Below are 10,500 nucleotides of genomic sequence, written 5' to 3'. Positions count from 1 at the left end.
TGGGTTTGTGGCAAACTTCGCCGCTATAAATGCCGGGATCGTCGCAAAAGTCTGCGACGCGATGGAATAAAGCGATGCCAGTTTGGTGTCCGCAGTGCGGAATCGGACTACTTACAGTTTGGTACGACGGTACCAATATCTTCTGCCTGACAGATTTAGAGGAACGACCGTGCATAACGTCGTCATCAGCGGCACTGGCCTGTACACCCCGGCCAACAGCATCTCCAACGAAGAGCTGGTGCAGTCTTTCAATACCTACGTGCATCAGTTCAACCGCGACAACGCCGAGGCCATCGAGCGCGGTGATGTGCAGGCGCTGACCGAATCCAGCGCGGCCTTTATCGAAAAAGCATCGGGTATCAAGAGCCGCTTCGTGATGGACAAGGACGGCATTCTCGATCCTCAGCGCATGGCCCCAAGCCTCCCCGAGCGCAGCAACGACGAGTGGTCGGTGCTCTGCCAGATGGCCGTCGGCGCCGCCGAACAGGCTCTGCAGCGCGCCGGCAAGACCGCCGCCGACATCGACGGCGTGATCGTCGCCTGCTCCAACCTGCAGCGCGCTTACCCGGCCATCGCCATCGAAGTCCAGGAAGCCCTGGGTATTGCGGGCTTCGGTTTCGATATGAACGTAGCCTGTTCCTCCGCCACGTTCGGCATCCAGAACGCCGCCAACAGCATCCAGCTGGGGCAGGCGCGGGCGATCCTGATGGTCAACCCGGAAGTGTGCACCGGCCACCTGAACTTTCGTGACCGCGACAGCCACTTCATCTTCGGTGATGCAGCCACGGCGGTGATCCTGGAGCGCGCCGACCTGGCCACGTCCGAGCATCAGTTCGAGGTGGTGAGCACCAAATTGCTGACCAAGTTTTCCAATAACATCCGCAACAACTTCGGCTTCCTCAATCGCGCGGCGCCTGAAGGCATCGGCGCGCCGGACAAACTGTTCGTGCAGGAAGGTCGCAAGGTGTTCCGCGATGTGTGCCCGATGGTCGCTGAGCTGATTGGTGTACATCTGGAAGAAAACCAACTGAATGTGGCGGATGTGAAGCGCTTCTGGCTGCATCAGGCTAATCTGAGCATGAACCACCTGATCGTGAAGAAACTGTTGGGCCGTGAAGCCTCCGTGGAAGAGGCGCCGGTGATTCTCGACACCTACGCCAATACCAGTTCGGCCGGTTCCGTGATTGCCTTTCACACCTACCAGGACGATTTGCCCAAGGGCTCCGTCGCGGTGCTCAGCTCGTTTGGCGCGGGTTATTCGATCGGCAGTGTCATTCTGCGCAAACGTTGATAACACCGAGGTCATCTATGGCAGCCGCGGACGACGCTCACCTGCTTGAGCGCCTGCTCAAGGGCGAGCAGCGTGCCTATAAGGAGCTGGTCAGCACCTATCAAAGTGCGATGCGGGCGGTGGCGTATGCCATCGTCGGCCAGCGCCACGCCGATGAAATCGTGCAGGACGCCTGGCTGGCGGTGGTGCGCAACCTCGGCAAGTTCGAAGGACGCTCCAGCTTAAAGACCTGGTTGCTGACCATTACGGCCAACGCCGCCAAGGGCCGCTACAAGCAGAATCGTCGGGAAGTGCTGCTCGACGATTTGCCCTCGCCCCATGGCACCATCGGCGATGACCGTTTCAGCCCCGATGACGGTCACTGGGCCGTCGCCCCCTACGCCTGGCACCAGGACACACCGGAGGCTTTACTCACGGAGGACGAACTGCGCGACTGCCTGGAACATACGTTGCTCAGTTTGTCCGAGCTGCAAAGCAGCGTGCTGGTGTTGCGCGAGCGTCAGGGCCTGGCATTGGAGGAGATCTGTAATTTGCTGTCCCTCTCGCTCTCCAATGTGCGAGTGCTGTTGCATCGGGCACGGCTTAAAGTCTTCGCCACGGTGGAGCATTTTGAGGAAACCGGCGAATGCTGACCTGTAAAGAACAAGTGGCGCGTTCCAGTGACTATCTCGATGGGCAATTAACCTTTCGCGAGCGCCTGCTGGTGCGTCATCATTTGATGTTCTGCCCGAACTGCCGTCGCTTTATCCGGCAGATGCGCCTGATGCAGGCGACCTTGAAAATCATGCCTGATGCGCCGGTCACGGATGTGGATGCCTTGGCGCAGCGGCTCGCTGACGAGCGGCGCAAAGACCAGAAAGACGGGAAATAACCAGGCTCGCGTGGGTGAGCCGAACGGATGATGGGGATCGCCCCGCCCACGCCAGACTGTGACAACCACCTCAGGCCTTCCTGGCCCAAGGTGTACAACGCTTAGCTTCAGAACTTGGCTTCGGCATCCAACTGCAGGGTGTTGGTGTCGGCGTCGCGCTGGGTACGGCTGGAGAAATCCGCTTTGGTCAGGAAGTAGGTGGCACCGACGGCGAAGTTCTTGTCGATGTCGTAGCCCACTTTGAACTTATGGCCGCGTGAACCGGTGGTGCCGTTGGCGAAGTCCGAGTCGGTGAAGGCGCCGACCACGGCGTTACGCTGGGTGTCGCGGTAGTTGTAGTCCAGGTTGAAACCGAACACCTTGGACTTGGCACCCAGCAGCCAGGCGGTGTCCTGATCGGTGGAGGCGTCGTTGTTTTTCACGTATTGACCGTACAGCGACAGCGGTACAGCCAGTCCGCCGATGTCCAGTTGGCTGAAACCTTCGTACAGGCGGAACTCTTCGTTGGCCGAGTTACCGTTGACCGCCAGCGCGCACGGCGTGGTGGTCGTGGTGCAGCGGCTGTCTTCATCGTTCTTGTACGCGTAGACGCTGCCGCCCACGGTCAGTTTCAGGTTGTCGGTGAGCGAGATACGCGAGCCCAACTGGCCGGCGGTCAGGCGCAGGTCGTGACGGAACTGCACGCCGTCGCCGTCGACGTTGTCCTTGAGGTTGTAGTTGCCGATGCTGCCGAACAGCTCGGCGCTGCTGCCCAGAGGATACTTGTAGGTCAGCGCCAAACCTTCAGGGTTGATGTCGCTATCCCAGATCACGTCGCCCATATTGACCCACGGTTGCAGCATCTTGCCGCCGATTACGTGCAGGTTCTTGATCTGGTCAGGGTGGTAGTCGATGTAGCCCAGGTCCAGCCAGATCGACTTCTTGTCGAAGTAGCCATCCTGATCCTGGTTGGTGGAGCGGGCGTCGTCGCCGCCGCCGGTGGCGATACGGATACCGGTGTCCACTTGCGGGTTGATCTCGGTGTAGGCGCCCAGACGGGCACGGATACGCTGACGATCCTTGTCGCGGCCACCGTTGTTGGGCTCGCCGTCGATCTTGATGGTTTCCTGGCGGAAACGCACATCACCCTTGAATTGCGTCTTGGCTGCCCACGCCAGCTTCTGATCGAACACGCTCAAATCGTTGGTCTTTTTGGCGGTGGCCGCGATCTGTTCGTTGGTCTCTTGTTGAGCTTGCCGTGCGATCTGCTGTTCTTTCTGGTCTTTGGCCAACTCGGTTTGCAGTTCGGTGTACTGCGCCGCGGTGATCTGGCCGTTGGCCTTGAGCATGTCGAGCAATTTAGCGTCGACTGCGGCGCTGGCCGGAACACTCAGGGCCAGCAACAGGCCGCCGCACAGGACCGCCGCAGTTTTAGTGGAAGCAAGACGCATATCAATCTCCGAAAGTGAGGAGGGATGGCAAACCATCCAGGACACAACCGACCGATGACGGACGGAAAAGTAACCACCTGCTAGAACCAGGTGCTCTAAAAACAGGCGTCAGTATCGCGATGGTTTATGACGGAGCGGTGGCAAAGTGATGTCATGTCGATGACAAATGAATCGAGCGCGGAACTATCGGTTTAGAGCCTTGTCCGGCGATTCGGGCGTGTATCGATGCTGGCGATAGGCGATACTCGCCAGGCTTTCACGCCATGATGTAGTGAGGATGCCGATGCCGTTGCAACGTCTGGACAACCTGTCCGAAATCTCCCCGCAGGTATGGGATGCGCTGGTGCCGAGCGCCCAGCCCTTTGTGCGACACGCCTTCCTCAGCGCTTTGGAGGACAGTGCCAGCCTCGGTCCGCAGTCAGGCTGGAAAGCGGAGCATTTGTTGCACTGGGAGGGCGATCGTCTGGTGGCGGCGCTGCCCGGTTATCGCAAATGGCATTCCTATGGCGAGTACGTGTTCGATCACGGCTGGGCCGATGCCTGTGCGCGTGCCGGGATCGAGTACTACCCCAAACTGTTGGTGGCGGTGCCGTTCAGCCCCGTCAGCGGCCCGCGTTTGCTGGCCGCCAGCGTCGAGGACGGTTTCGAACTGCTCAACAGTCTGCCCGGTTACCTGGAAATAGAAGGGCTCTGCAGCGCACATATCAACTTCACCGACGGGCTGGCCGATGAAGCCTTGGGCGGCCAACCGGGCTGGTTGCAGCGCCTGGGTTGTCAATTCCACTGGCAGAACCGCGATTATCGCGACTTTCAGGACTTCCTCGACGCTCTGAGCTCGCGCAAGCGCAAGCAGATGCGCAAGGAGCGCGAGCAGGTAGCGGGGCAGGGCATCGCGTTCGAATGGCTGCAAGGTCACGAACTGAGCGAGGCGCAGTGGGATTTTGTCTACGCCTGTTACGCCAATACCTACGCGGTCCGTCACCAGGCGCCGTACCTGACCCGCGCCTTTTTCAGCCTGCTGGCCGAGCGTATGCCCGAGGCGATCCGCGTAGTCCTGGCCAAGCAAGGCACACGTCCGGTGGCCATGGCCTTCAGCCTGATCGGCGGCGACAGCTTCTACGGCCGCTACTGGGGCTGCCTGGCGGAGTTCGACCGCCTGCATTTCGAAACCTGTTTCTACCAGGGCATGGATTACGCCATCGCCCACGGCCTGCAACGATTCGACGCCGGCGCCCAGGGCGAACACAAACTGATCCGTGGGTTCGAACCGGTGATCACGCGTTCATGGCACTACCTGCGGCATCCGGGCTTGAAGAGCGCGGTGGAGGATTTTCTCGAGCGCGAACGGGTAGGGATTCTGGCGTATGCCGAGGAGGCGAAGGTGGCGCTGCCGTATCGGCAGGTATAAAGACCGTTGGTCTGCATCGGTACTCACAGGTAATAATCTGGCTATCATGTATGTACAAAAGTACATACAGGCGTTTGCCATGCATTTTGAATGGGATGATTCCAAGAACAAGGCCAATATCTCCAAGCACGGCATCGATTTCAATGACGTCCCCGATATATTTCGCCATCCAATGCTGGCCTTGCGCGATGATCGAGCGGATTATGGGGAAGAGCGTTGGATATGTATTGGTTGGATAAAACTGTTAATGGGTGTAGTCGTATACACCGAGCGATGTGGTGATGTGATTCGTATCATCTCCGCGCGAAAGGCAACTAAGAAGGAGGCCAAATACTATGACGCAAACATCCAAAACTGATTGGGAGCGCCTGGCCAAAATGAGTGATAAAGAGATCGATACCAGCGATATCCCTGAATTGGACGCCGAATTTTTCCGTCGTGCGGAGTTACGTGTGCCTGTAAAACAGGCAGTGACTATTCGGCTGGATGCCGACGTTCTTGAGTGGTTCAAAGGTCAAGGCACGGGTTATCAGACGCGGATCAACCAGTTGTTGCGCCAATACATGCAGGCCCATCAGGGGTGAGCAGGTGCCCTGATCCTTCTTTGCATGGGGTGTCAAGCTTGAGGCCCTTTATCCAGCCCCACTTTCACAACGGCGCTGCGGCGACCGTACTGTCGCTGACCTGAGCGACGATACACGTCGGTAATCCCCTTACCGTGTTGCCCGTGAGGAGCTTGCCTGTGGCAAGCCCGCTCACGACAACGTGGCCCCTCACCGATCTGTCAGTCAGTCGATACCGACGAAGCCACCGGTTTGATGCTGCCAGAGCCGCGCATACAGCCCGCCATGCGCCAGCAGTTCGGCATGGCTGCCACTTTCGGCGACCGCGCCTTTCTCCAGCACCACCAGGCGGTCCATGCGGGCGATGGTCGACAGGCGGTGGGCAATTGCGATCACCGTTTTGCCTTGCATCAGGGTTTCCAGGCTTTCCTGGATCGCCGCTTCCACTTCCGAGTCCAGCGCCGAGGTGGCCTCGTCCATGATCAGGATCGGCGCGTCCTTGAGCAGCACCCGCGCAATGGCGATGCGCTGGCGTTGCCCGCCGGAGAGTTTCACCCCGCGCTCACCGACGTGAGCATCCAGCCCGGTGCGGCCTTCAGCGTCCGACAGTAAGGGGATGAACTCATCGGCGCGCGCTTTATGAATCGCCCTCCAGAGTTCTTCGTCAGTGGCATCGGGCTTGCCGTACAGCAGGTTGTCGCGGATCGAGCGGTGCAGCAGCGACGTGTCCTGGGTGATCATGCCGATCTGTTCACGCAGGGTCTCCTGGGTCACTTCGGCGATGTTCTGGCCGTCGATGAGGATACGCCCACCTTGCAGGTCGTAAAGGCGCAGCAGCAGGTTGACCAGCGTCGATTTGCCCGCGCCGGACGGGCCGATCAGGCCGATTTTTTCCCCGGCCTTGATGCTCAGGTTGAGGCCGCCAATGATCCCGCTTTTTTTGCCGTAGTGAAAATCCACCTGCTCGAAGCGCACTTCGCCATGGGGTACGTTCAGGCGTGGAGCATTGTCGCGGTCGGTCACGGCCAGCGGCTGGGCGATGGTTTTCAGGCCGTCCTGGACCATGCCGATGTTTTCGAAAATGCCATTGACCACCCACATGATCCAGCCGGACATGTTGACGATGCGGATCACCAGGCCAGTGGCCAGGGCGATGGCGCCCACCGAGATCAGCGACTGGGTCCACAACCACAGCGCCAGGCCCGTGGTGGTGACGATCAGCAGGCCGTTCATGGTGGTGATGGCAATGTCCATGCTGGTGACCACGCGGCTGGCCAACTGGGTTTTTTCAGTCTGCTCGATCAGCGCTTCCTTGGCGTATTGCTGCTCGTACTGAGTGTGTGCGAACAGCTTCAAGGTGGTGATGTTGGTGTAGCCGTCGACGATGCGCCCCATCAATTTGGAGCGCGCCTCGGAGGAGATCACCGAGCGTTCCTTGACCCGCGGTACGAAGTAACGCAATGCCAGGCTGTAGCAAATGATCCAGCTCACCAGTGGGATCATCAGACGCCAGTCCGCCTCGGCAAACAGCACCAGGGAACTGATGGCATAGATCGCCACGTGCCAGATGGCATCCACTGCCGCCACGGCGGAGTCGCGCAGCGAATTGCCGGTTTGCATGATGCGCTGGGCGATTCGTCCGGCGAAGTCGTTCTGGAAGAAATTCAGGCTCTGCTTGAGCACGTAGCTGTGGTTCTGCCAGCGAATCAGGCTGGTCATGCCGGGGCTGATCGTCTGGTGCACCAGCAGGTCATGCAGGGCGCCGAAGATCGGGCGCAGCAGCAGGGCAACCACGGCCATCCAGATCAGCTCGGTGCTGTGTACCTGGAAGAAGTCCGCGGGCGGCGTGCCCTGGGCCAGGTCGATGATGCGACTCAGGTAGCTGAACAGCGCGACTTCGATCAGCGCGCCGATCAAGCCCACCACCAGCAGGGCGGCGAAGTGCGGCCATACCTGGCGCAGGTAATAGAGGTAGAAGGGCAGGACTTTGTCAGGCGGGGCGGCGCTGGGCGCGTCGCGGAAAATATCGATCAGTTGTTCGAAACGACGATAGAGCATTGGGGTTGACGCCCGCCGGGCGGGCTCTCCTTTCAGGTGCGCGCGCAGCCTTGTGGGCTGCGCGCGGTGCGTCCTGCAGACTTCAGTCGATGCGCTTGGCCGACTTGATCACGACAGGGTCGATTGGCACGTTCTGCATGCCTGGCTTGGTGGTGGTCTGGGAGTTGACGATGATATCGACCACGTCCATGCCCTTGACCACTTTGGCGAATACCGCGTAGCCGGCATCGCGGCCGGGGTCGAGGAAGGCGTTGTCAGCCACGTTGATGAAAAATTGGCTGGTGGCCGAATCCGGGTTCGAGGTGCGCGCCATCGACAGCGTGCCACGCACGTTGTGCAGGCCGTTGCTGGCTTCGTTCTTGATGGGGGCTTCGGTCGGCTTTTGCACCATCTGCGTAGTGAAACCGCCGCCCTGGACCATGAAACCTGGAATCACACGGTGGAAAATCGTGTTGGTGTAGAAGCCTTTGTCGACATAGGCCAGAAAGTTCTTGGTACTGATCGGCGCCTTGACCGGGTCCAGTTCGATTTCAATCTGGCCATTGGTGGTGTCGAGCAGAACGTGCGGCGCCTTGGCCGGCTCTGCGGCCATCAGGTTGGCAGCGAACAAGGCGGAACCGGCGAAGAAGGCGATTTTTTTCAGCATGGGTCAGTGATCCTGGTAGTGGTGTCGACGGTCTTTAGAAAATCGAGCAGGGTCGTGTTAAAGACGTCGGGTTGATCCAAAGGCGTGGCATGGCGGGAATCTTCGATGACCACCAGTCGCGCATCGGGCAGCAGTTTTACATAGATTTCTTTTTGCGCCACGGGGGTGTAGTCGTGGTCGGCGCTGATGACCAGGGTTGGACAGGCGATCCTGGAAAGTCGTTCCTGCACGCTCCAGCCCACAATCGCATCGAAGCTGGCGAGATAAGCACGTTTGTCGTTTGTTGCCCAGCGCTCGGCCATTTTGCGACGCAGATCGGCCTGCTGCGGTTTGGGAAACAACCGCTCGGCCAGGGCCTTGCCGATGCAGCTCAGGCTGAGCACGCGCGCCAGTGTCCAGCGCTTGGCCCATTGCCAATGGTCATTGACGCTGCGTACCTTGACCTCGGGCGCGCTGTTGACGATGCACAGGCTGCGCACCAGGCAGGGCGCGTCCACCGCCAGCTGAAAGGCGATCATACCGCCCATGGACAGCCCGGCCACATGGGCCGGCGGCAGGTCGAGGTGGTCGATCAGCGCGATCAGATCCGCGCTGAAGCCCGGGATACTGTAACGCTCGCGCGGCTTGTCGGAGCGCCCATGGCCGCGTACATCCACCACGATCAGGCGGTAATGCCGGGACAGTACCGGCACCTGCAGCTCCCAATCCTGGCTGCTGGAACCCAGGCCGTGGATCAGGATCAGCGGAGTACCGTGGCCGTATTCCGTGTAGTGCAGGGTGCAGCCTTGATGGTCGAACCAGGCCATGCACGAACTCCGTTTCAGGCTTGCCGAGGCGCGGCGAAAGGCGCGTCCAGCGGGGCGGTGTCGAAGGTGCGCAGCAATTCGACAAGGATCTGCGTGGCCGGGCCCAAGGGTTTGTCCTTGTTTGAGTACAGAAAGAACGTCGGGTGGCGGCTGCCGCCCTGTTCCAAGGGTAGCTGCTTGAGTACGCCCTCGGCGAGTTCGCGTTCGATCATGTGGCGTGGCAACCAGGCAAAACCCAGGCCGCTGCCCACAAAGGACGCCGCCGTGGCCAGGCTGCCGACGGTCCAGCGTTGTTCGGCGCCGAGCCAGCCCACATCTCGCGGTTGCTGGCGACCGGAGTCGCGGATCACCACTTGCATCTGGCTCTCCAGGTCCTGGAAGCTCAGCGCGCGGTTCATGCGATGCAGGGCATGCTCGGGGTGGGCCACGGCGACGAACTCCACATCGCTCATCTCGGTGCCCAGGTAGCCGGGGATACTGAACCCGCAAATCGCCAGGTCGGCCACGCCTTCGATCAGCAGCTCTTCGACACCGGACAACACCTCCTCGCGCAGCCGCACACGGCAACCCCGGCTTTGTGGCATAAATGCGCTCAAGGCGCGCACCAGCCGGGCGTTGGGGTAGGCGGCGTCCACCACCAGGCGCACTTCGGCTTCCCAGCCCTGCTCCATATGGTGGGCCAGGTCTTCCAGCTGGCTGGCGTTCTTCACCAGTTGCCGCGAGCGGCGCAACAGCACTTCGCCGGCATCGGTGAGCACCGCCTTGCGCCCGTCGATGCGCAGCAGCGGCACGCCGAGCTGGTCCTGCATGCGGGCCACGGTGTAGCTCACCGAAGACTGCGAACGGTGCAGCGCTTCGGCCGCCTGGGCGAAGCCGCCATGGTCGACCACGGCTTGCAGCGTGCGCCATTGATCGAGGGTAACGCGGGGCGCTTTCAAGATAGGTTCCTCTTGTCCTAAGCTGGCGGTCCTTATTGGAGACTGCCGAATGAGAAAATTCTGTTGTGTGTTGCTGGCGCTGTTGCCGATGAGTGCGTATGCCTACCCCATCGATGTGACCAAAAAGATCGAAGGCGTGAGCCTGGACTACACGGCGTCCGACGTGGACGATGACATCAGTTCGATTCAACTGAATAACTACGGCACCATTGACGCACAGTGTTCGGTAGTCTTCACCAACGGTCCGGAATCGCCCCGTCGACGTAATGTCTCGGTACCGGCCGGCAAAAGCACAAACACCACGGTCAAGTTCACCCGCTCCATTATCAAGATGCGTATCGCTCTGGAGTGCGCCCCGAAATAGCGCGCCGGTGGAGCGCTCTACAGGGATACCCGGTTAATCAACAAATTTCTAGATGGGTTATAGCAGTTTTTTGCGCTTTTTAATCGAATCAGCCCTGGATAATCTTTTCTCCATCGACTTACAGC

Annotated in this window: 12 protein-coding genes; 7 read left to right on the top strand and 5 right to left on the bottom strand. The window is 60.0% G+C overall.

The window, feature by feature from the left end:
* The first annotated feature begins 169 nt into the window (after nucleotides 1-169).
* Genes G7025_RS01280 through G7025_RS01270 form a run of 3 tightly spaced genes read left to right on the top strand, consistent with a single transcriptional unit; the run spans nucleotide 170 to nucleotide 2,162 of the window.
* The gene (locus G7025_RS01280) at nucleotides 170-1,291 is read left to right on the top strand and encodes a beta-ketoacyl-ACP synthase III (RefSeq protein ID WP_181076037.1); all 1,122 of its coding nucleotides are present in this window, start codon (nucleotides 170-172) and stop codon (nucleotides 1,289-1,291) included.
* A gap of 17 nt (nucleotides 1,292-1,308) precedes the next feature.
* Nucleotides 1,309-1,923 carry an RNA polymerase sigma factor gene (locus tag G7025_RS01275; RefSeq protein ID WP_181076035.1) on the top strand — a complete coding sequence of 205 codons (615 nt, stop codon included), beginning with the start codon at nucleotides 1,309-1,311 and terminating at the stop codon, nucleotides 1,921-1,923.
* On the top strand, nucleotides 1,917-2,162 hold the full coding sequence (locus tag G7025_RS01270) for an anti-sigma factor family protein (protein WP_181076033.1): 246 nt from the start codon (nucleotides 1,917-1,919) through the stop codon (nucleotides 2,160-2,162). The genes G7025_RS01275 and G7025_RS01270 overlap by 7 nt, the downstream gene beginning before the upstream one ends.
* A 107-nt stretch (nucleotides 2,163-2,269) precedes the next feature.
* Here the strand turns inward: G7025_RS01270 and G7025_RS01265 are convergent, their stop codons facing one another.
* Nucleotides 2,270-3,592 (bottom strand): putative porin, encoded by a 1,323-nt coding sequence (locus G7025_RS01265; protein WP_181076031.1) that lies wholly within the window; start codon nucleotides 3,590-3,592, stop codon nucleotides 2,270-2,272.
* Between the two features lie 283 nt (nucleotides 3,593-3,875).
* Here G7025_RS01265 and G7025_RS01260 point away from each other — a divergent pair, with 283 nt between their 5' ends.
* The 3 genes from G7025_RS01260 to G7025_RS01250 all read left to right on the top strand — a co-directional run bounded on the left by G7025_RS01260 (nucleotide 3,876) and on the right by G7025_RS01250 (nucleotide 5,584).
* Complete coding sequence (locus G7025_RS01260; RefSeq protein ID WP_181076029.1) at nucleotides 3,876-5,000, top strand: GNAT family N-acetyltransferase; 1,125 nt, start codon at nucleotides 3,876-3,878, stop codon at nucleotides 4,998-5,000.
* A 79-nt stretch (nucleotides 5,001-5,079) separates the two neighbouring features.
* Entirely contained in the window at nucleotides 5,080-5,358 is a 279-nt protein-coding gene (locus G7025_RS01255) for a BrnT family toxin (RefSeq protein WP_181076027.1), read from the top strand.
* The gene (locus tag G7025_RS01250; protein WP_181076025.1) at nucleotides 5,336-5,584 is read left to right on the top strand and encodes a BrnA antitoxin family protein; all 249 of its coding nucleotides are present in this window, start codon (nucleotides 5,336-5,338) and stop codon (nucleotides 5,582-5,584) included. The genes G7025_RS01255 and G7025_RS01250 overlap by 23 nt, the downstream gene beginning before the upstream one ends.
* Nucleotides 5,585-5,788: 204 nt before the next feature.
* Here the strand turns inward: G7025_RS01250 and G7025_RS01245 are convergent, their stop codons facing one another.
* From G7025_RS01245 to G7025_RS01230, 4 genes are all read right to left on the bottom strand, one after another.
* Nucleotides 5,789-7,621 (bottom strand): ABC transporter ATP-binding protein, encoded by a 1,833-nt coding sequence (locus tag G7025_RS01245; RefSeq protein ID WP_181076023.1) that lies wholly within the window; start codon nucleotides 7,619-7,621, stop codon nucleotides 5,789-5,791.
* A gap of 82 nt (nucleotides 7,622-7,703) precedes the next feature.
* Nucleotides 7,704-8,267: a peptidylprolyl isomerase gene (locus G7025_RS01240; protein WP_181076021.1), complete on the bottom strand. Its 564-nt coding sequence runs from the start codon at nucleotides 8,265-8,267 to the stop codon at nucleotides 7,704-7,706.
* On the bottom strand, nucleotides 8,261-9,073 hold the full coding sequence (locus G7025_RS01235; protein ID WP_181076019.1) for an alpha/beta fold hydrolase: 813 nt from the start codon (nucleotides 9,071-9,073) through the stop codon (nucleotides 8,261-8,263). Before G7025_RS01235 ends, G7025_RS01240 begins: the two co-directional genes overlap by 7 nt.
* Nucleotides 9,074-9,087: 14 nt before the next feature.
* Nucleotides 9,088-10,011: a LysR family transcriptional regulator gene (locus G7025_RS01230; RefSeq protein WP_181076018.1), complete on the bottom strand. Its 924-nt coding sequence runs from the start codon at nucleotides 10,009-10,011 to the stop codon at nucleotides 9,088-9,090.
* A 49-nt stretch (nucleotides 10,012-10,060) separates the two neighbouring features.
* Here G7025_RS01230 and G7025_RS01225 point away from each other — a divergent pair, with 49 nt between their 5' ends.
* Complete coding sequence (locus G7025_RS01225) at nucleotides 10,061-10,375, top strand: 3-phosphoglycerate kinase (protein WP_181076016.1); 315 nt, start codon at nucleotides 10,061-10,063, stop codon at nucleotides 10,373-10,375.
* Nucleotides 10,376-10,500 lie beyond the last annotated feature (125 nt).

The organism is Pseudomonas lurida (genome assembly GCF_013522705.1).
GTDB lineage: Bacteria > Pseudomonadota > Gammaproteobacteria > Pseudomonadales > Pseudomonadaceae > Aquipseudomonas > Aquipseudomonas quebecensis.
The sequence above is the reverse complement of the archived record's forward strand: the minus strand, read 5'-3'. Positions and strand labels throughout refer to the sequence as shown.

Coding starts and splice junctions, on each gene's coding strand:
- G7025_RS01275 (WP_181076035.1), top strand. CDS start 1,309: ATGGCAGCCGCGGACGACGCTCACCTGCTTGAGCGCCTGCTCAAGGGC.
- G7025_RS01270 (WP_181076033.1), top strand. CDS start 1,917: ATGCTGACCTGTAAAGAACAAGTGGCGCGTTCCAGTGACTATCTCGAT.
- G7025_RS01265 (WP_181076031.1), bottom strand. CDS start 3,592: ATGCGTCTTGCTTCCACTAAAACTGCGGCGGTCCTGTGCGGCGGCCTG.
- G7025_RS01260 (WP_181076029.1), top strand. CDS start 3,876: ATGCCGTTGCAACGTCTGGACAACCTGTCCGAAATCTCCCCGCAGGTA.
- G7025_RS01255 (WP_181076027.1), top strand. CDS start 5,080: ATGCATTTTGAATGGGATGATTCCAAGAACAAGGCCAATATCTCCAAG.
- G7025_RS01250 (WP_181076025.1), top strand. CDS start 5,336: ATGACGCAAACATCCAAAACTGATTGGGAGCGCCTGGCCAAAATGAGT.
- G7025_RS01245 (WP_181076023.1), bottom strand. CDS start 7,621: ATGCTCTATCGTCGTTTCGAACAACTGATCGATATTTTCCGCGACGCG.
- G7025_RS01240 (WP_181076021.1), bottom strand. CDS start 8,267: ATGCTGAAAAAAATCGCCTTCTTCGCCGGTTCCGCCTTGTTCGCTGCC.
- G7025_RS01235 (WP_181076019.1), bottom strand. CDS start 9,073: ATGGCCTGGTTCGACCATCAAGGCTGCACCCTGCACTACACGGAATAC.
- G7025_RS01225 (WP_181076016.1), top strand. CDS start 10,061: ATGAGAAAATTCTGTTGTGTGTTGCTGGCGCTGTTGCCGATGAGTGCG.